Raw genomic sequence first — 23163 nt, 5'->3', positions numbered from 1 at the left:
AACCGAAGTTTGGGCTTTCTGAATTTGGAGCGGGAGACGAGTCTCGAACTCGCGACCTCAACCTTGGCAAGGTTGCGCTCTACCAACTGAGCTACTCCCGCATTTTTTACTGCACTACCGACTTGTGACCAGCATTACTGGAGGCGCAAGCCGGAATCGAACCGACCTAGACGGATTTGCAATCCGCTGCATAACCACTCTGCCATTGCGCCGTGGTCGATTAAAAAGGGAAGCCTAGGCTTCCCTTAGGAATCTGGAGCGGGAGACGAGTCTCGAACTCGCGACCTCAACCTTGGCAAGGTTGCGCTCTACCAACTGAGCTACTCCCGCATTTTGCTGTGCAGATTGAATCTGTTTTCAGCGATTTACTTATTAGCTTTTGCTTATTAAGTAAAGAAAGCTAGTTTAGAGTGGCTATCTTTGTTTGTCAAGAGTTTTTGATATTTTGCTTATGCTTTTTATCGCTTACGCTTTTTATCTGTACTGCCTAACAAACTAGCCTGCCTATAAACTGCCTTTTGCTGCGAAACCAACGCTGCGCTAAGCAAGAACGTAACTATAGACCGCAGGAAATATGCTTGTCAATAGATTCTGTAAATTTTTCCGGAAAATAGGCCGTCCGAGCTATGCTTACTGCTTTCTTTGATTGTGAGACAGGGCCGTGGACAGGCAGCGTAATGTGGATTTGAGCTCTTTTAATACCTTGGGTTTGGATAGCCGCGCGCGCGACCTGGTGGTGTATGACAATGTTACCCAGCTACCTGCCTTGCAAGCGCTGGTGGAGCAGGGCGAGCGTATCTTTGTGCTGGGCGGTGGCAGCAATGTGGTGCTGGCCGAGCACGTGGATGCCCTGGTGATCAAGGTGGAAAGCAAAGGGATCCGTCTGCTGCAAGAGCGGGACGATGTCTATGTTGTGGAGGCGCAGGCGGGCGAGTGCTGGCATGATTTTGTTCAGCATTGCTTGAATCTGGGCTGGCCTGGTTTGGAGAACCTGGCGTTGATTCCCGGTACGGTGGGTGCGGCTCCGGTTCAGAACATTGGTGCTTATGGCCTGGAACTGGAGCAGCGGGTGCACAGCGTGTTGGCCTGGAGCTTTAAAGAAGGCAAAGAGGTGGAACTGTCTGCGGCCGAGTGTGGCTTTGCCTATAGAGACAGCCGCTTCAAGCACGATCCGGCGGGTAGCTGGTTGATTCTGGCGGTGCGTTTTGCATTGCCGCGTCAGTGGACGCCGGTGCTGGAATATCCCGATCTTAATAAGCAAGCTCATTTGGCGGGCGAGCCAGACCCGCAACGCATTTTCGATGCAGTCTGCGAGATTCGCCGTCAAAAATTGCCTGATCCCCACGTCCTGGGTAATGCGGGCAGTTTCTTCAAGAATCCCGTGGTGCAGACCGAGCAGCGTGATGCCTTGAAGCAGCAATGGCCCGATCTGGTCTCTTATGACCTTGGGCAAGGCCAATGCAAGTTAGCGGCAGGCTGGTTGATTGACCAGTGTGGCTGGAAAGGCAAGCGCGATGGCGCGGTGGGTGTACACGACCGCCAGGCTTTGGTGCTGGTGAATCATGGCGGCGGGACCGCACATGATATTGAACATTTGGCCCAAGCAATTCGTGGCTCTGTTCGGGAACGCTTTGGCGTGGAGCTGGAACAAGAGCCCGTTATGGTGAATTAAGCGTCTACCGCGCCCCACCATCGCAGCGTTTGTGCCAGATGGTGGCGTACCGCTTCCATGGCCGCTTCGGGTTTGCCCGCCTGCAGCGTGTCCAGAATGTGCAAATGTTCCTTCATGGCGGGTACGATGCGCTCGGGCAAAGGCCGTCGCGAGTGCTGCAGCACATTGATGCGATCACAATTTTCTTCGTAAATTGTCATGGCCGAGCGGTTCTGCAACGCTTGTGCCAGATAGCGGTGCAAGGCCCAGTCCACTTCCATGGCCTGAATCTGCAAGGCGGTGGTGACAAGGCCGCTTTGCGCCTGCTCCAGGATTTTCTGGTGTTGTTCTCGCAAGCTCTCCAGTGCGGGCTGCGTGGCACGGCTTGCCAATACCCTGGCCCCTTCCTGATCGAAGACACAGCGCAACTGAAAACATTCCCGTAGGGCTTCCGTGGTTGCCTCCAAAACCAGAACGCCGCGCTTGGGCAAGATAGAGACCAGCCCGGCCGCCGCCGCCCGCTTGACGGCCTCGCGCACTGGAGCCAGTGGAAAGTCGCTCAGTTTCATCAGCTCCGCCATCGACACCATCTGCCCCGCGCGTACCTGCCCGGTCGCCAACAAATGACGAAATGCCTGGAAGGCTTGGGTAGCCAGCAACGTGTCAGCAGAGGAGGAGGGAATACTCATGTAGCGTCTCCGTGGGTGCGTAATGTAGCTTCATGGCTGATTTTGTAGGGGTGGCTCTGATTGTATTCGGTATTTCTTATTGAATATGTACTGATATTCAAGATGAAATCTCTGCTGCAGTCCAAACAATAAAATAAATGGCTGAAGTAGTGGGTCGCCAATAAGCGAAAAAGAAGGCCCAATGGCGTGATGTTGCGCGGCGTAAAAAAGCCGGCTCGAAAGCCGGCTTTTTATCAGAGCGTCTGCAAGTCAGGAACTTACAGGCCCAGTACGTCCTGCATGGTGTACAGGCCGGTGCTTTTATCGCCCAGGAAACGGGCGGCACGCAGGCTGCCATTGGCATAACCGGCACGGCTGCTGGAGCGATGCGAAATTTCGATGCGCTCGCCTTCACCGCAGAAAAACACGGTGTGGTCGCCCACAATGTCGCCACCACGGACAACGGAAAAACCAATGCGGCCATCCTGACGCGCCCCGGTATGTCCGTGACGGGCCCAGTCGGCTACATCGTTCAGGGATTCGCCCCAGGTCTGGGCGATGACTTCACCCATGGCCAAGGCGGTGCCCGAGGGTGCATCCACCTTGTTGCGATGGTGGGCTTCAAATACCTCGGCGTCGAAACCCTGGTTCAACAAGGCAGCGGCCATTTCAATCAGTTTCAAGGTGGCATTGACGCCCACGCTCATGTTCGGGGCGAAGACAATGGCAATCTCGCGGCCAGCGGCTTGGATCTGTTGTTTCTCCGCTTCAGAAAAGCCGGTGGTGCCAATCACCAGACGGGTGCCGTGTTGGACGCAGGCATCCAGATGGGCCAGGGTGCCTTCAGGGCGGGTGAAGTCAATCAGGCAGTCGGCTTGGGCCAGGGCGTTCAGATCGTCCGTGATCTTGATTCCCGTGTCTTTACCCAGAAAAGCTCCTGCATCCTGGCCGATGGCTTTGGAGCCGCTGTGGTCCAAGGCGGCGGCCAGTGTCAGGTCGGTACTGTTCAAAACAGCTTCAATCAGCATACGGCCCATACGGCCGTCTGCGCCAGCAATGGCAATGCGCATGTATCCAGTGTCCTTAACGTAAAGCTTAAAGCGTGGGCTGGTTGCCGGTCACGCTGGGCGTGGGGGCCGTGTTTTCGGCGTCAGCGGGAGGCGGCGTTTGTTTCTTGCCGGTATCGCTGCGCTCGAATGGTTGGCGATCAGGCTGTTCGTCGCCTTGCCAGCGAACCAGGGTGTCGCCTTCAAACCAGACGGTGAACGTGCGCTGCTCGATCTTGCCGTAGCCAGGTCGGTTCAGGTAAGGATAGTCCCAACGGTCGGCGTGGAAAATGTCTTGCAAGGTCGGTGAGCCCAGTAGATAACGTACCTGTTCGCGAGTCATCCCCGGTTGCAGGCGGGCCACTTGCTCGGCAGTGATCCAGTTCCCCTGCTGAATGTCTGCGCGGTATGGGAAGCCCCATTTGGAGGATCCGCAGGCGCTCAGGGCGGCGGCAGCCAAGCTGGCTGCGAGTATGGCGCGGATGACAGGAGTGAATGAATTGGCCTTCTTCTGCACGAAATGCCCCAGTAGGAATAAAATCGTTATCATATAAGGGTTTAGGAAAAAGCGCATGAATTGCGCGTTGAACCGCCTCAAGACGAGCTGGTTTTTAATCAGAACGGACTTGAGATCCATCCCCATCAAGATGCGATAATTTAGCCATGAACGATCAAAATGAACTGAAGAACATGGGGCTTAAGGCGACGTTTCCACGCCTGAAGATTCTGGATATTTTTCGCCGCTCCGATCAGGACGGCCAACGACACCTGAGCGCTGAAGACGTATACCGTTTGCTCATTGCTGAAGAAGTCGATATTGGTTTGGCCACGGTATACCGTGTGTTGACCCAGTTTGAACAAGCCGGCATTTTGGTGCGTAGCCAGTTTGACGGCGGCAAGGCCGTCTTTGAACTGAATGATGGCGATCACCACGATCACCTGATTTGCACCAATTGTGGCGTTGTCGAAGAGTTTACCGATAGCAATATCGAAGCCCGTCAGCATCAGGTCGCACAGGATCACGGTTTTGTGCTGGAGAGCCATACGATGCTGTTGTATGGTATTTGCCCCAAATGTTCGGAAGCGGGCAAGCAGGCCAAGCCCGGTTTGCGTAGTTAATTCGGTTGTAGCTGGCCCGCAGGCCCAGGATCTGACGATTGGGGGGCAGGATAGCCAGGACGGCATTCTGAAAATTCAAAGAACAGTCAGATTCAGGCCATAGGGCATCACAGCCGGACATGAAAAAACCACCAGTTGCTGCGGCGCTGGTGGTTTGGTTTGCGTTTCAAAAGCGGCTTTACTGTCGCGCCAGCATTTCCCGTGCATGTTCACGCGTGGTTTGCGTAATTTTCAGACCACCCAGCATACGGGCAATCTCATCTACCCGTTCATCTTGCGTCAAGGGGCGGATCGAGGAAAAAGTCTGGCCTTGTTCGGTCGTTTTCTCGACTTTCAGATGATGGTTCCCACAGGCAGCCACCTGGGGCAGGTGGGTCACGCACAGAACCTGATGGCGTGCGCCCAGCTCTTGCAGTAGACGTCCTACCACTTCGGCCACTGCGCCACCCACACCGGTATCGACTTCATCAAAAATCAAGGTAGGTACACGAGCCGCTTGACTGGCGATCACAGACAGCGCCAGGGAGATTCGAGCCAACTCACCTCCAGAGGCCACTTTGGCCAGTGGACGCGGTGTGACGCCTTCGTGACCTGCAACCAGGAACTCCACGTGCTCGACACCATGGACTTGAGGTTCGCAGGCGGTCAGGGCGACCTCGAAACGGCCGCCTTGCATGGCCATGGACTGCATGGCCTGGCTGACTTGTTTGCCAAGCTGCACACTGGTTTTGCGTCTTGCCGCACTAAGCTTGCCGCTAAGCTCCTGATACTGCTTCTGCGCGTGCTGGGCCTTGGCTTGCAAGGCCTCCAAATCAAAAGATTGCTGTAACTGTGCGAGCTGCTCCTGCCAGGAGTCCAGCAGACTGGGTAATTCCTCGGGCTCCACTTTTAGTTTGCGCGCGGCACTGAAAATGGCTGACACCCGCTCCTCTGCTTGAGCCAGGCGCTCGGGGTCCAGCTCCATATCGCTTAAGTAGCTGTTCAGATCCGAGGCCGCTTCGGTGACGGCAATTTGTGCCGACTCCAGCGCATCCACAATCGCTTGCAGGCCAGGGTCATGGCGCAATAGGGCGCTCATTTCGTGGCTGGCCTTGCCCAGCAGTTGCTGTACCGAGGTTTCCTCGCCATCCAGAGCGGTCAGGGCCAGCGCACTGCCATCAATCAGGGCTTGAGCATGAGACAGACGGGTGTGTTCTTGTTGTAGCTGGTCCCATTCCCCAGCGCGCAGATTCAGGCTGGAGAGCTCATTGATCTGCCATTCCAGGCGCTCTTGCTCGCGCTTGCCTTGTTCCGCACTTTGGCTGGCTTGTTTGACGGCTTTGCGCGCCTGGCTCAATTGCTGCCAGGATTGTGCCACTTGACGCGCCAGTGGCAAATGGCCGCCTTGGCTATCGAGCAGATCGTACTGACTTTGAGGATTCATCAGGCTTTGATGTGCGTGCTGGCCGTGAATATCCACCAGCAATTCGCCCAGCTCACGCAACTGGGTCAAGGTTGCTGCGCTGCCGTTGATGTAGCTGCGGTTGCGCCCTTGCAGGTCAATCAGACGACGCAAGATCAACTCGTCCGAAACATCGAAGTCACGCTCGCTCAGCCAGCGCTGAATGTCTTGTTCGCAATCGAAGTGTGCGCTGACTTCAGTGCGTGTGCAGCCTTCGCGTATGGCTTTGGCATCGCCGCGTGCTCCCAGAACCAGGGAGAGCGCGTCAATCAGGATGGATTTGCCAGCGCCGGTCTCCCCGGAAAAGACCGTGAAGCCGGTGTCGAAATCAATCGTGGCTTGATCCACGATGACAAAGTCTCGAACGTGCAGGGTACGGAGCATAGAGGTTTATTCGTTTTCGTCGTTAGGCAAAGGGATGTGATTCCAGCCCAGTTTTTGGCGCAGAGTGGAAAAAAAGCTGTAGCCCTTGGGATGGATAAAGCGAATGGTGTCCTGGGAGCGACGCACATCAATGCGGTCTCCCTGCTGACAGTCGGACCAGGTTTGCATGTCAAAGTGCACACTGCCACCCGATTCCACCCGGCCCAGTGCCGTAATGGTCAAGTTCAAGGTACCTGTGTCGGGTAGCACGATGGGCCGGTTAGACAGGGTTTGCGGCGCGACAGGCACCAGCAAAAAGGCTTTCAGGGACGGGTGCAGCAAGGGGCCGCTGGCGGCCAGGGCATAGGCGGTCGAGCCGGTGGGAGTGGAGATGATCAGGCCGTCCGAGCGCTGGCGATACATGAATACACCATCCAGTTCTACGCGCAGCTCGATCATGCCGCCACGGCCAGCGCGGTTGATGACCACATCGTTCAGGGCCACGCCTGAATACAGCACTTGTCCGTCGCGCACGACGCGGCCTTCCAGCATGGAGCGCTCTTCAACGTCATACTCGCCTTTGAGAACGCTCAGCAAGGCGTCGTTGGCGTCATTCAAGGGAATATCGGTAATAAAGCCCAGGCGACCATGGTTGATTCCGATCAGGGGGACTTTACTGTGGGCTAATTCGCGAGCCGCGCCTATCATGGTGCCGTCGCCGCCCATCACGATAGCCAGATCGGCGTGCTCGCCAATTTGGGCATAATCGCCGATGGGAAATTCGGTAATACCGGCATTCTGGGCGGTTGTGGCCTCAAGCAATACCGAGCAACCAGTGCTGACCAGGGTATTGGCCAGCGATCGGATGGGCGCATCCAAGCCGGAGTCCTGGTATCTGCCAACAATGGCAACCGTTTTGAAATGCATGGGGCGAAAACCTTAAGATTAATGAAATAATGGCGATCAGTGGATTATAGAGTTGCCACTCTAGGCTTGGCTGTAAGATTCTCCCCTTTATCATGCAGTGCTGGTGTTTTTAAGTGACGTACGCGACATGGATGACAGAGCAAATGCCTTGTTGAAGGTGCTGATCGAGCGTTACATCGCCGATGGTCAGCCGGTAGGGTCTCGTACCTTATCGACCGTTTTTGATTTTTCTCCGGCCACCATTCGAAATGTGATGGCCGAGTTGGAAGGCTTGGGACTGATTCACAGCCCGCACACCTCGGCGGGGCGTATTCCCACGCCCAAGGGTTACCGCTTGTTTGTGGATCGTCTATTAGCGGCAGAGCGTTTCGAGCGGCCTGATGCTCGCAACCTTAGCCAGTATCTGCCTTTTGATGAACCCAACCGGGCGGTCAGTTCCGCCGCTGCCTTGCTGTCGAATCTGTCGCAGTTTGCTGGCGTGGTGCTGGCACCGAAAAAAGCGCAGACCTTCCGGCAGATTGAGTTTATTCGCCTGTCCGACAAGCGGGTGTTGCTGATTATCGTCACACCAGATGGCGATGTGCAAAACCGTATCCTGTTTGTGCCGCGTGATTACCTGGAGCAGGAGCTGGTCGAGGCCAGCAACTTTTTCAATCAGCATTTCTCTGGCCTGTCTTTTGAGTCGGTCAAGCTGGCCTTGTCGCAGGAGCTTAGCTCTTTGCAGGCGGACATTTCGCGCCTGATGCAGCAAGCGGTGGATGTAGGCAGCCATCAGCCTGACAGTGAGGAGGCCGTGGTGATCGCTGGCGAGAGCAAGTTGTTAAATGTCTCGGAAATGGTGGCGGACATGGATCGTTTGCGCCGTCTGTTTTCCCTGTTCGAGAAAAAAACCGATCTGTTGCATCTGCTGGATGTGTCCAGCCAGGCTGAAGGGGTGCAGATTTATATCGGCGGAGACTCCCAGCTCCTGCCGCTGGATGATGTCTCTGTGATTACCGCCCCGTATGGAGTGGACGGCAAAGTCGTGGGTACGCTGGGTGTGATCGGGCCATCGCGGATGGCGTATGATCGTGTGATTCCGATCGTGGACATTACGGCTCGGCTATTGTCCAATGCCCTGAGCCATCACTCGGCCAGTTAATGGATAGATCTTCAACCTGTTGGCAGGCGGAAGGTTTGCTGGCTGTCTAAGGTATTAATCATCATGCCCAAGTTGTTTGCTTCTCCTTATTTGCCCGAAGAGCAGGACGCCGATATGTTCAATGACCAGGCTCCGGTACGCCAGGCTGGGCCGGTCGGTATCTTGCTGGTCAATCTGGGTACGCCGGATCAGCCCGATGCGGCATCCATTCGCCGTTATCTGGGCGAGTTTCTGTCTGATCCTCGGGTAATTGAAATCCCGCAGCCGGTCTGGCAGATTATTTTGCGCCTATTCATTTTGCCCCGCCGTCCCAGCAAGCTGGCGCCGCGTTACAAAGACATCTGGTTGCCGCAGGGCGCCCCCTTGCTGGTCTACAGCCAGGCCCAGGCCGATGGTTTACAAAAGTTGTTGCACTCGCAGGGCCACGATGTAAAGGTGGAGCTGGGGATGCGTTATGGCAACCCGTCCATTGCCAGCGGACTGGATAAATTGAAAGCTGCAGGTTGCGAGCGGATTTTGAGTTTGCCCCTCTATCCACAATATGCAGCCAGCACGACCGCGACAGCGGTCGATTGTGTCGCGGCGCATCTGGGCAAACAGCGCAATCAGCCAGAGCTGCGTTTTCTCAAGCGCTATCACACGCACCCGGATTACATTGGTTCCTTGGCAGCGCTGATTCGTCGTTATTGGGATGAACATGGCAAGCCAGAGCGTTTGTTGTTGAGTTTTCACGGTTTGCCACGCCGCTGCGTGGAACTGGGCGACCCTTATTATCGCGATTGCCGTGAAACGGCCAATGCCTTGCGTGCGGCGCTTGATGAGCCTGCTGTAGAGGTCCACATGGCTTTTCAAAGTCGCTTTGGTGCGCAGCGCTGGCTGGAGCCGTACACCGAGCCTACCTTGCGTGAGTGGGGTAAGCAGGGAGTAGGACGTATCGATGCCGTTTGCCCCGGTTTCTTGGCAGATTGCCTGGAAACCCTGGAGGAGATTCAGGTGGAGTGTCGCGACGCCTTTTTGGAAGAGGGTGGTCGCGAGTTCCATTACATTCCTTGCCTGAATGACGACCCGCAATGGATCGAAGGTCTGGGACGGCTGGCTGTGCAGCATTTGGGAGGCTGGTTGCCCAGCCGTCTGGTGTCAGCCCAGTAGTGGCCAGGGAAGGTTTTAACGGGCCGAGCGAGCAAAATACGAAAGCAGGTCTTGAACTGGGGGCAGATGCCCCCATTTTTATGCGATCAACGAATTCTGTAGTGGAGAAAAATCGAATGGCTACACACGCCGATCCCAATAAGCCTCTGGACGGGGAAGTGACGGAAAACACGCCTGAGCAGGCGCAAACGGGCACCGTCGAGCAAGACCAGCCAGAGATTTTGGCCCAGCAGCCTGAAGAGTGTTCGGCTGATCTGGCGACCGAATTGGCCCAGGCCCAGGAGAAAGTGTCGCAGTATTACGACCAGTTGCTGCGTGCCAAAGCTGAAGTGGAAAACATCCGTCGTCGTGCGGATGATGATGTTGCTAAAGCCCGTAAGTTCGGCACCGAGTCCTTTGCCGAAAGCCTGATTCCGGTGCGTGATAGCCTGGAAGCAGCCCTGGCCCAGGGCGAGCAAAGCCCTGAAACCTGGAAAGAAGGGGTGGAGACGACCTTGCGTCAACTGAACAAGGCTTTTGAACGCAATAGCTTGAAAGAAGTGGCTCCACAAGCTGGCGACAAGTTTGATCCGCATCTGCATCAGGCTATCTCGGCCGTGCCTTCGGAGTTTGAAGAGGGCGCAGTCGCCCAACTGCTGCAAAAGGGTTACACCATTTCGGATCGCGTGTTGCGTCCCGCCTTGGTGATGGTGTCAGCTCCCAAGTAATCAGAGCTTGCCTGACTGTGCCAGCAGGCTTTCCGGGCTAAACCCACTTTCAAGCTTCTTTTCCGGGTTTCTGGCAGGCACAGTGAAAAAAATAGGGCTGTTGCTCTTGAAATGCGTACACAGTTCCCCATATGCATTTCATCAAATAATTTGCTTTCGCAATCAATCTTTTAGTCAGGTAAAAAATCATGGGCAAAATCATTGGTATTGACCTTGGAACCACCAATAGCTGTGTATCGGTGTTGGACGGCGACCAGGTTCGTATTATCGAAAATGCCGAAGGTGGTCGTACGACCCCTTCCATCGTGGCTTACATGCAGGATGGTGAAATCCTGGTTGGCGCTCCTGCCAAACGTCAGGCTGTGACCAACCCTGCCAACACCATTTTCGCGGTCAAGCGTTTGATCGGTCGTAAGTTCACTGAAAAGGCTGTTCAGACAGATATTGAACACGTGCCTTACACCATTGTTGCCGCTGATAACGGTGACGCATGGGTAGAAGCACAGGGCAAGAAGATGGCACCTCAGCAAGTGTCTGCCGACATCTTGCGCAAAATGAAGAAAACTGCCGAAGACTACCTGGGCGAAGAAGTAACCGAGGCCGTGATTACCGTGCCTGCTTACTTTAACGACAGCCAGCGTCAGGCAACCAAGGACGCAGGCCGCATTGCCGGTCTGGATGTCAAACGCATCATCAACGAGCCAACCGCAGCGGCTTTGGCTTTCGGCCTGGACAAGGCTGAAAAGGGTGATCGCAAGATTGCGGTGTATGACTTGGGTGGCGGTACGTTTGACGTGTCCATCATCGAAATCGCCGACATCGACGGTGAAAAGCAGTTTGAAGTGCTCTCCACCAACGGCGACACCTTCCTGGGTGGCGAGGACTTTGACAAGCGCATCATCGACTACATCATCGACGAGTTCAAGAAAGAAAGCGGCGTTGATCTGTCCAAAGATGTGTTGGCCTTGCAGCGTCTGAAAGAATCCGCTGAAAAAGCCAAGATCGAGCTGTCTTCTACGCAGCAGACCGAAATCAACCTGCCTTATATCACGGCAGATGCTTCCGGTCCCAAGCACTTGAACCTGAAGATCACTCGCTCCAAGCTGGAAGCGCTGGTTGAAGACCTGATCGAACGCACGATCGAGCCTTGCCGCGTTGCCATCAAGGATGCTGGCGTGAAAGTGTCGGAAATCGACGATGTGATCCTGGTCGGCGGCATGAGCCGTATGCCCAAGGTGCAAGAGCGCGTTAAAGAGTTCTTTGGCCGTGACCCACGTAAAGACATCAACCCGGATGAAGCTGTGGCCGCTGGTGCCGCGATTCAAGGTTCCGTCTTGTCGGGCGACCGTACTGACGTCTTGCTGCTGGACGTGACTCCTCTGTCCCTGGGTATTGAAACCCTGGGTGGCGTCATGACCAAGATGATCCAGAAGAACACCACGATCCCTACGCGTCATTCGCAAGTGTTCTCCACGGCTGACGACAACCAGCCTGCGGTGACCATCAAGGTGTTCCAGGGCGAGCGTGAAATTGCTGCCGGTAACAAGGCTCTGGGTGAATTCAACCTGGAGGGTATTCCACCAGCAGCACGTGGTCTGCCACAGATTGAAGTGACGTTCGACATCGACGCCAACGGTATCTTGCATGTGTCAGCCAAAGACAAGGGCACAGGCAAAGAGAACAAGATCACCATCAAGGCAAACTCCGGTTTGTCCGACGAGGAGATCGAGCGTATGGTCAAGGATGCCGAGGTCAACGCAGCTGAAGACCACCGCATCGCTGAACTGGCCGTTGCTCGCAACCAGGCCGAAGCTTTGATTCACTCGACCCGCAAGTCCTTGACGGACTACGGCGACAAGCTGGAAGCGGCAGAGAAAGAAGCCATCGAAAAGGCAATCGCTGATCTGGAGGAAACTCTGAAAGAAGGCGATAAGGAAGCCATCGACGCCAAGGTGGAAGCTTTGGGTGTGGCCTCGCAGAAACTGGGCGAGAAGATGTACGCTGACATGCAGGCTCAAGCCGCAGCACAAGAAGGTGCTGAAGGTACAGCCCAGCAGCAGCCCGCCGATGAGAACGTGGTCGACGCTGACTTTAAAGAAGTCAAACGCGATCAGTAATTGAGAGCCTGATTCAGGTTCCCTGGCCCGATCTTTGGCGGCATACGCTGGAGATCGGGCATTATTATTCAAACAGCGGCGTTTGGACGTCGTTAATCAAACATGGCAAAACGCGACTTATACGAAATTCTCGGTGTGGCCAAAAATGCGACGCAGGATGAAATCCGCAAAGCGTATCGCAAGCTGGCCATGAAGTTCCACCCTGACCGTAATCCGGATAGCAAGGACGCCGAGGAAAAGTTCAAGGAAGCCAAGGAAGCGTACGAGATCCTGTCCGACGAACAGAAACGCGAAGCCTATGACCGCTATGGTCATGCCGGAGTCGATCCCAATGCCGGCATGGGCGGTATGGGTGGTGGCATGGGCGGGGCCGGATTTGCAGACGCCTTTGGTGATATTTTTGGTGAAATATTTGGTGGTGGCGGTGGACGTCGCGGCGGTGGCCCTCAGGTTTACCGTGGCGCGGATTTGCGCTATGCGCTTGATATCAGCCTGGAGCAGGCAGCAGCCGGTTTTGATACAGAAATTCGCGTACCAAGCTGGGAAAACTGTGAAACTTGCTCGGGTTCGGGTGCCAAACCCGGTACCTCTGCACAGACTTGCCGTACCTGCCAAGGCAGTGGCGCAGTCCGCATGCAGCAGGGCATTTTCAGCATGCAGCAAACCTGCCCGACCTGTCACGGTAGTGGCAAGGAGATTCCTGATCCCTGCGTGGTGTGCCACGGCGAAGGCAAGGTTAAAAAGACCAAGACTTTGCAGGTCAAGATTCCTGCTGGTATTGATGATGGCATGCGCATTCGCTCCAGCGGCAATGGCGAGCCTGGCGTTAACGGTGGTCCTGCCGGTGACTTGTATGTGGAAATCCGCATCAAGCCGCACGGTATTTTCCAGCGTGATGGCGAGGACCTGCATTGCGAGCTGACCATCCCCTTTACCACGGCAGCCTTGGGCGGAACGGTGGAAGTGCCTACCCTGACAGGGCGTGGCGAAATCACCATTCCAGAAGGTACTCAAGTGGGCAAGACATTCCGCTTGCGCGGCAAGGGTATCAAGGGCTTGCGCTCTAGTTACCCTGGTGACTTGTACTGCCACATTCAAATCGAGACACCTGTACGTCTGAACGAAGAGCAAAAGAAGTTGCTGCGTCAGTTTGAACAGGCCTTGAACGATGGTGGCGTCAAGCATTCGCCCAAAAGCGAGTCCTGGACGGATAAGGTGAAGGGTTTCTTCTCCTGAATCCTGCAAGGCAAAGCGCAGTAAAAAGCCCGGTACATGTGTACCGGGCTTTTTTATGCCTGCCTGAGCAGGCCCTGGGTTTCAGCTATCAGGGCTGGGCTTCCAGTGCAGCCGGGGCATCAGTTGGAGCTGGGGCGGGTGCCTGTCCTTGCTTTGTTTCCTGGGCTTCAGGAGCGGCAGCACCTTGTTTCTGGCGCTCGTGGTCTGCGGCAATTGCCACGACCATTTCCTTGGGTTTCAGGTATTTGCGCAAAGCCGCATTGACCTGTTCGGCATTGAGTTTTTGCAGCTCCTGGTCCATTTTCTCGGACCATTCAAAGCTACGACCCAGGTCCAGGTAGTTCAACCAGGCGCTGCTGACCACGGTGTCCTGGCTGCGCGACAAGCGACGATAATTCAGCAAAGCATTCACACCTTCTTTGACCTCTTGCTCGCTAAAGCCATCTTTTAGTGTTTGAGTCAGTACTTCGTCGATGGTCTTGCCCAGTTTTTCGCTGTTACTGGGGGCGTGGATGGCATAGACCTTCCACGAGCCATTGGGCTCATAGCTGGACGCCTCCACCTGACTGCGTACGTTGTAGGACAAGCCATCTTCCACTCGCACGCGGTTCCACAGGCGCGAAGTTTCAGACAGGCCCAGCAAGTAGTTGGCCAAGTAGACAGCCGGAAAGTCAGCATCGCTGTCTTGTAACTTCAGGCCCAGATCCGCTAGATAAAAGGCGTTGGCCTTGTCTGGGGTGTTGATATCGAAGACCTTGGGGGCCACGGTTTGCAGTGGGTCGTCCGGACGCTGGTAGGTCGGGGCTTTGCGCCAGCCCTTCAGACCCTCCGCCAAAGCCTTGCGAACTTCTTCCTTGTCAAAGTCGCCCACGGCGCTAAAGGCGACATCGCCCGTACCGTAGAATTTTTGATGGAAGTCCCGTACGTGCTTGATGTTTACCGCTTGGACTCGCTCTATGCCTTCCTCAAAGCTGGGCGTGTAGCGAATATCGTCTTTAGGCCAGGGGTTGGTATAGCGTTCAATGGCCTGGCTTGCCAGGGCTGCAGGCTCGGTACTGGCCGATTTCAGGTCGGTTACAACGGCTTGCTGATATTTCTTGAGCTCGTCTTCGGGGAAGTTCGCCTCGCGCAGCACATCCAGCGCCAGAGCAATGGCTTTAGGCAGGTTCTCTCGATTCGAGGATAGGCTCAGGTACAAACGGCCATTGGAGCCGCTGGTGCTGAACTGGGTTTGCATGGCGGTGAACTGGTCGGAAATCTGTTCCCGATTCAGCTTTTTGGTGCCGGTGCTCAGCAGGCTGGCCACGGCAGCGGCGGTAGCTGTCTGGTTCTTGAGTTGATCAGGTGAGCCAAACTTGAAGGACAAGCGGGCCTCCACACGTTCAGCGCGCGTTCCCTTGGGTAGCAGCGCCATTTTCACTTCGCCCAGGTCCTTGCCCAGGGACAGGGGCTGCAGATCAGTGCGGGCCATGATGTTGGCAGGGCTAGGATCAAAGGCCTCTACCGCTTTGCCACTGTCCTTGCCGGTATAGTCTTGCACCAGTTTGGCCACATCTACTGTAGTGGCTTGCGGGGCGCGCAGCGGTTTTTCTGTAGGGATGTATAAACCATTGCTGCGGTTGCTGGCTACCAACCAGGTCTCCAACGCCTTTTGAACGTTTGGCAGCTTGGCCGCTTCTACCCGGTCGCGCTGCAGAAAGAACAAACGCCAGTCCCCGCTGGCAGCCGCTTCAGACAGTGCGCTGGCCAAGCTGGAGGGATTGGCATAGGTCTGTGTCCAGCCTGTCATCCATTGGCTGCGGATGCGCTCCAGATCCGTCTCTTTCAGCGGGGACTTGGCTAAACCCTCCAGCGTGTCATTCATGACCTTCAAGGCCTTTTGCTGATCCATATCGGGTTTGAGCTCGGCACCAAACAAGGCGTAGCCCGGATCGTGGCTTTCGGAGTCAAAGCTAAATACGCTGGTAGCCAGGTTCTGGTTGACCAGGTTCTTGTACAACTGTCCGCTGGGGGTATCGCCCAAGGCGCTGATGCCCAGGCTCAAGTCCATATATTCCGGGCTGGCGGCGCTGGGCAGGTGGTACAGCGACATGATCAGGGGGGTACCACCGTGTCGGCGCAAGGTGACTGTGCGCGTGCCGTCTTGCACCGGCTCAACCGTGTATTCGGGGCGCAGTGTACGAGTTGGCTTGGGGATGGAGCCAAAGGCCTTGGCAATGTTTTCCAGGGTTTGATCGGTGTCGAACTGCCCGGTTATAAAAAGCACGGCATTATCGGGCTGATAGTAATCGTGGTAGAACTTGCGAAGCTGTTCAATATCCACATTTTCTACGTCGGAGCGGGCGCCGATCGTGGTCTTGCCGTAGCTATGCCATTGGTAGGCGGCAGCGGTCAGTTTTTGCATCAGAACACGGAAAGGGCTGTTTTCACCGCTTTCCATTTCATTGCGTACCACGGGCATTTCCGCTTCCAGATCCTGCTTGTCGATCAAGGCGTTGACCATGACATCGGCTTGCCAGTCCAGATACCATTTCAGGGTTTCGGGATCTGCAGCGAAGCTGGCAAAGTAATTGGTACGGTCGCTGGAGGTGGTGCCGTTGGCTTCCAGACCGCGTTTGGAAAATTCGCCCAGCGCATTGCGCAAGGTGGGCGTGCCGCGAAACAGCATGTGCTCCAGCAGGTGAGCCATGCCGGTTTGCCCGTAGTTCTCGTGTCGTGAGCCGACCAGATACGTCATATTGACCGTGGTCGTGGGTTTGGAGTCGTCTGGGGCCAGAACCAGGCGCAGGCCATTGTCCAGAGTGTATTGAGTGACGCCTTCGACAGAGGGGCCTTGGGCCAGACCTGCGGGTAGGGCATAGGCTGCCAGCGAAGTGGACAGCAGCGCAGCCCCTGCAAGATGGCGCAGGCGCAGGGCGGCAATCAGTACAGAGAGTTTCATGAACACATCCTTACGGTTTTAGCGATGAAAAAGCCAGCCAAGCCGACCAGTGTCTTTTGTAGCATGGGGTCGTTTGGCTGGGTAGGCAGCTTGCCTTACAAATGTCCGGCGTGATCGAAAAAAAACCCATCAGGGACACTGATGGGCAAAACAGCAAGAAAACGATGCCGCGTCTAGCTGGGTTTGTGTTTTAGCCTCTCCAAAGCCTCCTTGCGTAGGTGGCTTAGGCTCTTGAAGAGAAAATCGTAAAGTGCAGCCAATTGCTTGGGGTTGTAGTGTGCCGTGGCATCCATGATGTGATGGCCAGGCAGGTTCATATCAGTAATCAGGCGCTTGCAGCGCTCTTGGTTGGGATACAGGCTGGTCATGCGCCCGTCGCGCGGGTGCGGCTTGCGCAGCAGATATCCGGCGCTTTCCAAGCGTGTAATCAAAGCCTGCGTACCACTGGGACTCAAGTCCAGTAGCTGGGCCAGCTTGCCGGGAGACAGAGGTTTGAACTCCAGTACGAACTCCAGAGCCTTGTATTCATTCAGGCTCAAGCCCGCTGCTTGTGCCAACTGGGTTTTGTTTGCCTCCAGGTAGACATCAAACTGGCGCAGCATCATGCGCACAATGTCGCTTTGCATATGCCCTGATAAAACCTCGTCCCTTGCTTCTGGCTCGGTCCAATCCGTTCTCAGGGGCTGTTTATTAGGCATATGCACACATCCTTAGCGCGGGGGAGCGCCCAGCAAACCGTTAATCAGTCCGGTGACGGGGCTTAGTAGACCGACATTGGTGGTGGCGACTGTGTTGCCAGGAGGCGTTTCGGTCGTGGCCGCAGGTGGGCTAAGCAAACCATTGCCCAGCAGACCGGTGATGGGGGCCAACAAGCCTGGGTTATTGGCCATGTCGCCACCAAGACCACTCGTCACGCTGCTGACCAGGTGGGTGACGGGGGCGAGCAGGCCAGCGTTTTGTTCTGTGCCGTCCGCAAGTCCGCCAGTCAGGGAATGGGCCAGACCAGTAATGGGGGACAGAAGCCCGTCATTGCCGACGTTCCCGCCTGCTAAGCCACCAGTTAACCCGTCGACCAGATTGGTGACAGGGGTCAGTAAACCGGCGTTGTTATTGAGTGCTGTGGTTTGAGCACCGAGCAAAGGTTGTAGCTGATTGCTGTCATGCAAGAGTGCATCGCTTGTCGCGGCAAGGCTGCCCGTTAGGTTTTCCAGCGTGGAGCTAATCGGGTTGGGATTGTTGGGGTCGTTATGGAGCAGGCCTCTTGCGCTACCGACCGTATCACTGACTCCATACAGCAAGTTGCCCGCCGCTTGTCCTGCGTTGAGTGGGAGATTGGCGTTTTCAATGAGCTTGCCCACAATATCGATGCCATGTTCAGTTTCGTCCAGGGTGACGTTGACGCCCTCGCTGTCGATGATGGTGCCTAGATCAATTGCTTCCATTATTCGAGCTCTCCAGGGCTCTATATCCTGGATGTCTAGTATTTGATCAGCGCTTAATCCAACACGCTGTCCGTAATCGCGCAATCCGACAGGCAGAATGTTATCTACTGCTTGACCTGTATTTGCCAAGCTCGTTTCAAGCGGGCCGGGTTGGACGACCATTGTTTCTGCTGTTCTCAGGTTTTGACTCAGGTTCAGATTTGCTGGAACAGCGAGAGGGCTGGCTCCCAGCAAATCGGCCTGGGCAGTCGTAGAGAACAGACTGGCTGTCAGGCTGAGCAAAACGATCCTGCTGGACGTAAAACGTGTCTTTATAGTCATGACTTACTCCATCTGAAGATCAGGATTGCTCAGGCGTTTCAAATCTGAATGAGTGAGCTCCTGGGGATAAGGGATGGGGCGGTTGAGCGCCCCATCCTTCCGTTTAGCGGGGGCCGCCCAGCAAGCCGCCGAGCAGGCCGGTTACCGGGGCCAGCAAGCCGCCGTTGTTGGTGGTCCCACCACCGGCATTCACGCTGCCAGAGGCACCGCCATCTACCGAAGGGGCTGCTCCGCCCAAAAGCCCGCCGGTCAAACCACCGACCAAGCCAGTTACAGGAGCCAGCAAACCGCCGTTGGCGGCGTCACCACCACCCAGTCCCCCGGTCAGGCCACCCACCAGATTTGTGACGGGAGCCAGCAAACCGCCGTTGGCAGCATCACCACCACCCAGTCCTCCGGTCAGGCCACCCACCAGATTCGTGACGGGAGCCAGCAAACCGCCGTTGGCACCTTCGCCACCACCCAGTCCCCCGGTCAGGCCACCCACTAGATTCGTGACGGGAGCCAGCAAACCGCCGTTGGCACCTTCGCCACCACCCAAACCGCCGACCAAACCACCGACCAGACCCGTGACAGGAGCCAACAAGCCGCCGTTAGCGGCGTCACCACCACCCAGTCCTCCGGTCAGGCCACCGACCAGATTTGTGACGGGAGCCAGCAAACCGCCGTTGGCAGCGTCACCACCGCCCAAGCCTCCTGTCAGGCCGCCGAGCAAGCCGGTAACTGGTGAGAGCAAGCCACCTTCGCCGTTACCTGTCAGGCCACCGGTCAGGGAGGCGACGGCTTGTGTGGCGTGGTTCAAGGTGTTGCCCAGCGGGTTTGTATTGCTGTCAGTTTGGTGAACCAGTCCACCGACCGAGGCAACGGCCTGGCCCAAGTGTCCAACGACACCGCCCAGACCCAGCGGGGCGGCGCCATCGATCTGAGTACCCACATTGCCCAGGGCACTACCTACGCCGCCCAATAGGGCGTTGATGGGCTGGCCAACACCTAGGCCATCGCCCACTTGTTGAGTGATATTGGTCACCGTGGCACCTACAGGAGCGACCACGGTATCCAGGGTTTCACCGACATTGCCCAGGATGGGGTTCAAGCCAACAGGCAAGATGTTGTCGACAGTCTGGCCTACGTTGGCAAGGGAAGGTTCAAGAATGGGGGCGGCATCGGTACCGTCCAGCAAACCGCCCAAACCGAGTTGGCCGGTGATGGGATGCAACAAGCTGCCTTCGCCCAAGAGGGAGTCGGTCAGTGCCGCCACGCCACCTGTGGCGTGGCCCAGCACGGCGGTCAATGGATTAGGGTTGTTGGCGTCAGCATGCAGCAAACCGCCTGCACTGCCCACCGCGTTGCCCAATCCCGTTAAGAGACCGCCTACGCCTTGGCCTAGATTCAGGGGCAGGCCACTATTGCCCAGTTGCTCGCCCAGATTGGTCACAACACCACCTACTTGCTGTGTTAGACCATTGATGGGCTGGCCCAAGCCGGTTGCGCCGCCAATTTGTTGAGTCAGACCCGTGGCTGTGTCCACGACAGGAGCAACCACGGTGTCCAGTGTTTTGCCCAGTTTGCCACCGGTATCTTGTAGACCGACTGGCAGGACATTGTCGACGGCTTCGCCGACATTATTCAGCGTAGTTTCAAGGGGGCCTGGAGTGTGAGGGTTTCCGCCGTTATCACCACCGCCGTTATCACCACCGCCGTTATCACCGCCGCCGTTATCGCCACCGCCGTTGTCGCCGCCGCCGTTGTCGCCGCCGCCGTTGTCGCCGCCGCCGTTGTCGCCGCCGCCGTTGTCGCCGCCGCCGTTGTCGCCGCCGCCGTTGTCGCCGCCGCCGTTATCACCACCGCCGTTGTCGCCGCCGCCGTTGTCGCCACCGCCGTTATCACCGCCGCCGTTATCACCACCGCCGTTGTCGCCGCCGCCGTTGTCGCCACCGCCGTTGTCGCCACCGCCGTTATCGCCGCCGTTACCTGGTCCGCCCGTACCTGGGCCAGGGTTGGTGGGGGTTTCTCCACCGCCACCACCACTGCCGCCTCCTAATAAGCTGCCGCAGGCGGTCAAGGTCAATGTGCTGGCCATTAAGGTGGCCAGGAGTGTCAGGCGTAGGCCTGGTTTCTTGCTGTCTGTATTTTTATGCATTGCTTGCTCCAATAAATGATCGGGGTACTTGCTTGCTTCCTGATTCTTGTATAAGCAATTTGCATGCCAATTAATTGGGTTTGCGATAGGCCGCATGTGCTCTTGGTTTGGCGCAAAGTAAGCAAAAAAAAGAGGGCTATTTGTTACGGGTTTTGGGCTTTGGGTGGAACGTGTTACGTAACAAAAAAAGAACCGCTGACAAGCAGCGGTTCGGTAGAGGGAGGGCAGGGCGCTCAGGAGGTTCGTGGCACCAGGGCCTTGGCATCCAGCCAGGCTTTGGTGTTCTGCCTGAAGGTGCTCATGCTATCGACCAGAAAGTCGTACATGGCAATTAGCTGGGCCGGGTTTTGATTCGCTGCGGTGTTGATGGCCTGATTAATGGCACGCTCTTTCACAGCCAGAACCTCGCGACACTTTTCCATCACCGGGTGCAAGGCAATTACGCGCTTGTCCAGGGGGTGACGGCCCCGTGTGATGTAACCCCGATGTTCAAGGCGGTTGATCAGGGCGCTGACACCGCTGGCACTCAAGTCCATCAGGTGTGCTAACTGACCAGTGGGCAAGGCATCGAATTCCATGATGTATTCCAAGGCCTTGAAATCGTTCAGAGGCATGTTTGCCTCTTCGGCCAAGCTGGCTTTCAGAGCTTCTGCGTAGATGGTGAACTGACGACCCAGCATCTTGCCCAGATCCATCAGCATCTTTTCTGAAAGCATGCTGTGTTCATCGTTGTGCGAGGACCAGTTGGAGCGGGCCCCGGCACTTTGTGCGCCAGGGTGACGGCTCACCGGCAAACTGACCGGGTTCATGACTTTATTCATCATTGACGGCCACCTCCCAGCAGGCCACCGAGCAAGCCGGTTACGGGCGCCAGCAAGCCGCCATTGGCTTGCCCACCGCCGCTTGTGTCTGCATTTGCCTGCACGTTGACGCCGCCGGTCAATCCACCCACCAGGCCGCCGACCAAACCGGTAACCGGTGCCAGTAAGCCGCCACCTGCCTGGCCTTCTACGGCGGCGCCACCACCAATCGAAACACTGCCTGTGATACCGCCCAGAAGGCCGGTTACAGGGGCTAGCAAGCCACCGTTGGATGCGTCACCACCAGTCAAGCCACCCGTTAAACCGCCAACCAGGTTAGTGACGGGGGCCAATAGTCCGCCGTTGGCGACCTCACCACCGCCCAAGCCTCCGGTCAAGCCACCGACCAGGTTGGTAACCGGGGCCAGTAGCCCACCGTTCGCGCCGTCGCCGCCGCCCAAGCCGCCAGTGAGTCCACTGACCAAACCAGTAACCGGGGCCAGCAGCCCACCGTTGGCAGCATCACCGCCGCCCAAACCGCCGGTCAAACCACCGACCAGGTTAGTGACGGGTGCCAGCAAACCGCCGTTCGCTCCATCTCCGCCACCAAGGCCACCTAGCAGCCCGGTTACAGGTGCCAGCAGGCCACCCCCTTCACCGCCTGTGATGCCGCCTAAGCCACCTGTCAGGGAAGCGACGGCTTGGGTGGCGTGATTCAAGGTGTTGCCCAAGGGATTGGTGTTTGCATCTGTCGCGTGCAACAACCCGCCTGCCGAGGCGACAGCCTGTCCCAGATGTCCTACGACACCGCCCAGTCCAAGAGGCGCTGCATTGTCCAACTGGCTACCCACGTTCCCCAAGGCACTACCGACACCCCCGAGCAACGCATTGATGGGTTGGCCTACTCCTAGGCCATCACCCACTTGCTGAGTCACATTGGTGACGGTGGCAACGACCGGTGCCACCGTGTTATCCAAGGCGCCACCCACATCACCCAGAATCGGGTTCAGGCCCAGCGGCAGAATGTTGTCCACGGTTTGCCCGACATTGCCCAGTGCAGGTTGCAGGATGGGTTCGCCGCTGCCCGCCAACAAGATTCCGTCCAGGCCCAGTTGTGAGGTCAATGGGTGCAGCAGGCTGCCTTCACCCAGCAAGGAGCCGGTCAGCACTTCTACGCCTTTGGTGGCGTGGTGCAGGGTGTTGCCCAGCGGGTTGGGGTTGTTGGGATCGTTAACCAGCAAGCCGCCGACCGAACCGACGGCTTGACCCAGATGGGATAGCAGGCCGCCAGCGCCTTCACCCAGATTCAGGGGCAGGCCTGTCTGACCTAATTGCTCGCCCAGATTGGTCACAACGCCACCGACTTGATTTGTCAGACCGTTGACCGGTTGGCCCAGTCCAGTCACGCCGCCGACGGTGCGTGTGGTGTCGGTCACGATGTCGGTGACGGGTTTGAGTGCGCTATCGAGCGTTTTGCCCAGTTGATTGCCCGTTTTGCTCAGGTTCAAGGGCACTACGTTGTCCACTGCCTGGCCCAGATTGCCCAGCGCATTTTGTGTCAGGCTAGTGTCCTTGCCGCCGTTATCGCCGCCACCATTGTCCCCACCGCCGTTATCTCCACCGCCGTTGTCTCCGCCGCCATGGTCGCCATCGCCGGGGTTGGGCAGGTTGGGATCAACAACAGGTGGGCGAACCGATACATCCAGACCATCGCGTACCCCACCGCGCGAGGAGCAACCGGCCAGAACGGCGGCGCTGATGACTAAGGTAGCGACAACGGCGCGTTGCAGCTTGCGTTGGGTCGAGGCGTTTCTTGCTGAATTCCTTGCTTTCATGTCTGACTCCGATCTGAAGTGTGAGCACGCCCTCAAGGGGCTCTTGATAGACATTAAGCAAGTATCGTGCCAGATTTGTTTGGTGATGCTTTGTTTTGGTTTTATTGTTTTTAATCAAA

18 protein-coding genes and 3 tRNA genes are annotated in these 23163 nt (G+C 56.7%); 7 read left to right on the top strand and 14 right to left on the bottom strand.

All coding sequences use genetic code 11. The features are described from left to right. Nucleotides 1-25: 25 nt before the first annotated feature. The 3 genes from CA948_RS08795 to CA948_RS08785 form a co-directional block, all read right to left on the bottom strand. Nucleotides 26-101: transfer RNA gene (locus CA948_RS08795), tRNA-Gly, on the bottom strand. A gap of 37 nt (nucleotides 102-138) precedes the next feature. Beyond that, a tRNA-Cys gene (locus tag CA948_RS08790) sits at nucleotides 139-212 on the bottom strand. 42 nt (nucleotides 213-254) lie between these two features. Continuing rightward, nucleotides 255-330: transfer RNA gene (locus CA948_RS08785), tRNA-Gly, on the bottom strand. 349 nt (nucleotides 331-679) lie between these two features. Here CA948_RS08785 and murB point away from each other — a divergent pair. After that, on the top strand, nucleotides 680-1672 hold the full coding sequence (gene murB / locus CA948_RS08780) for a UDP-N-acetylmuramate dehydrogenase (protein ID WP_238988674.1): 993 nt from the start codon (nucleotides 680-682) through the stop codon (nucleotides 1670-1672). Here murB and CA948_RS08775 read toward each other — a convergent pair. The 3 genes from CA948_RS08775 to CA948_RS08765 all read right to left on the bottom strand — a co-directional run bounded on the left by CA948_RS08775 (nucleotide 1669) and on the right by CA948_RS08765 (nucleotide 3882). Then, complete coding sequence (locus CA948_RS08775; protein ID WP_108727813.1) at nucleotides 1669-2340, bottom strand: GntR family transcriptional regulator; 672 nt, start codon at nucleotides 2338-2340, stop codon at nucleotides 1669-1671. The genes murB and CA948_RS08775 overlap by 4 nt on opposite strands. 257 nt (nucleotides 2341-2597) lie before the next feature. Beyond that, on the bottom strand, nucleotides 2598-3389 hold the full coding sequence (dapB, locus tag CA948_RS08770; RefSeq protein WP_108727812.1) for a 4-hydroxy-tetrahydrodipicolinate reductase: 792 nt from the start codon (nucleotides 3387-3389) through the stop codon (nucleotides 2598-2600). A gap of 25 nt (nucleotides 3390-3414) precedes the next feature. Continuing rightward, complete coding sequence (locus tag CA948_RS08765) at nucleotides 3415-3882, bottom strand: outer membrane protein assembly factor BamE (protein ID WP_319802190.1); 468 nt, start codon at nucleotides 3880-3882, stop codon at nucleotides 3415-3417. Nucleotides 3883-4028: 146 nt separating this feature from the next. On the opposite strand from CA948_RS08765, the gene fur reads away from it, so the two are divergent. Next, nucleotides 4029-4484, top strand: coding sequence for a ferric iron uptake transcriptional regulator (gene fur / locus CA948_RS08760; protein WP_094197413.1), 456 nt, complete (start codon nucleotides 4029-4031; stop codon nucleotides 4482-4484). 178 nt (nucleotides 4485-4662) lie between these two features. On the opposite strand, the gene recN is transcribed toward fur, so the two are convergent. Next, nucleotides 4663-6309, bottom strand: a complete 1647-nt coding sequence (gene recN, locus CA948_RS08755) for a DNA repair protein RecN (protein ID WP_108727810.1) — start codon at nucleotides 6307-6309, stop codon at nucleotides 4663-4665. A gap of 6 nt (nucleotides 6310-6315) precedes the next feature. Beyond that, the gene (locus tag CA948_RS08750) at nucleotides 6316-7215 is read right to left on the bottom strand and encodes an NAD kinase (protein ID WP_094197411.1); all 900 of its coding nucleotides are present in this window, start codon (nucleotides 7213-7215) and stop codon (nucleotides 6316-6318) included. A gap of 127 nt (nucleotides 7216-7342) precedes the next feature. On the opposite strand from CA948_RS08750, the gene hrcA reads away from it, so the two are divergent. From hrcA to dnaJ, 5 genes are all read left to right on the top strand, one after another. Further along, complete coding sequence (gene hrcA, locus CA948_RS08745) at nucleotides 7343-8356, top strand: heat-inducible transcriptional repressor HrcA (protein WP_094197410.1); 1014 nt, start codon at nucleotides 7343-7345, stop codon at nucleotides 8354-8356. Between the two features lie 63 nt (nucleotides 8357-8419). Further along, the gene (gene hemH, locus CA948_RS08740; protein ID WP_108727809.1) at nucleotides 8420-9505 is read left to right on the top strand and encodes a ferrochelatase; all 1086 of its coding nucleotides are present in this window, start codon (nucleotides 8420-8422) and stop codon (nucleotides 9503-9505) included. A gap of 116 nt (nucleotides 9506-9621) precedes the next feature. Continuing rightward, entirely contained in the window at nucleotides 9622-10212 is a 591-nt protein-coding gene (grpE, locus tag CA948_RS08735) for a nucleotide exchange factor GrpE (RefSeq protein WP_094197408.1), read from the top strand. Nucleotides 10213-10400: 188 nt separating this feature from the next. Then, on the top strand, nucleotides 10401-12329 hold the full coding sequence (gene dnaK, locus CA948_RS08730; RefSeq protein ID WP_108727808.1) for a molecular chaperone DnaK: 1929 nt from the start codon (nucleotides 10401-10403) through the stop codon (nucleotides 12327-12329). A gap of 102 nt (nucleotides 12330-12431) precedes the next feature. Next, a complete protein-coding gene (gene dnaJ / locus CA948_RS08725; protein ID WP_094197406.1) occupies nucleotides 12432-13565 on the top strand; it encodes a molecular chaperone DnaJ in 1134 nt (377 codons plus the stop codon). Between the two features lie 88 nt (nucleotides 13566-13653). On the opposite strand, the gene CA948_RS08720 is transcribed toward dnaJ, so the two are convergent. The 6 genes from CA948_RS08720 to CA948_RS08695 all read right to left on the bottom strand — a co-directional run bounded on the left by CA948_RS08720 (nucleotide 13654) and on the right by CA948_RS08695 (nucleotide 23044). Then, nucleotides 13654-16506 carry a M16 family metallopeptidase gene (locus tag CA948_RS08720; protein WP_108727807.1) on the bottom strand — a complete coding sequence of 951 codons (2853 nt, stop codon included), beginning with the start codon at nucleotides 16504-16506 and terminating at the stop codon, nucleotides 13654-13656. Between the two features lie 173 nt (nucleotides 16507-16679). After that, nucleotides 16680-17132, bottom strand: a complete 453-nt coding sequence (locus tag CA948_RS08715; RefSeq protein WP_238988673.1) for a MarR family winged helix-turn-helix transcriptional regulator — start codon at nucleotides 17130-17132, stop codon at nucleotides 16680-16682. 84 nt (nucleotides 17133-17216) lie between these two features. Continuing rightward, nucleotides 17217-17948, bottom strand: a complete 732-nt coding sequence (locus CA948_RS08710; RefSeq protein WP_238988672.1) for a hypothetical protein — start codon at nucleotides 17946-17948, stop codon at nucleotides 17217-17219. A gap of 424 nt (nucleotides 17949-18372) precedes the next feature. Continuing rightward, nucleotides 18373-20409, bottom strand: a complete 2037-nt coding sequence (locus tag CA948_RS17855; RefSeq protein WP_275263468.1) for a collagen-like triple helix repeat-containing protein — start codon at nucleotides 20407-20409, stop codon at nucleotides 18373-18375. Nucleotides 20410-20642: 233 nt separating this feature from the next. Then, on the bottom strand, nucleotides 20643-21233 hold the full coding sequence (locus CA948_RS08700) for a MarR family winged helix-turn-helix transcriptional regulator (RefSeq protein WP_230017640.1): 591 nt from the start codon (nucleotides 21231-21233) through the stop codon (nucleotides 20643-20645). Beyond that, nucleotides 21230-23044, bottom strand: a complete 1815-nt coding sequence (locus CA948_RS08695) for a collagen-like triple helix repeat-containing protein (protein WP_230017641.1) — start codon at nucleotides 23042-23044, stop codon at nucleotides 21230-21232. The genes CA948_RS08700 and CA948_RS08695 overlap by 4 nt, the downstream gene beginning before the upstream one ends. Nucleotides 23045-23163: the final 119 nt, after the last annotated feature.

Origin of the sequence: Alcaligenes aquatilis, assembly GCF_003076515.1 — a bacterium.
Lineage (GTDB): Bacteria > Pseudomonadota > Gammaproteobacteria > Burkholderiales > Burkholderiaceae_B > Alcaligenes > Alcaligenes aquatilis.
The sequence above is the reverse complement of the archived record's forward strand: the minus strand, read 5'-3'. Positions and strand labels throughout refer to the sequence as shown.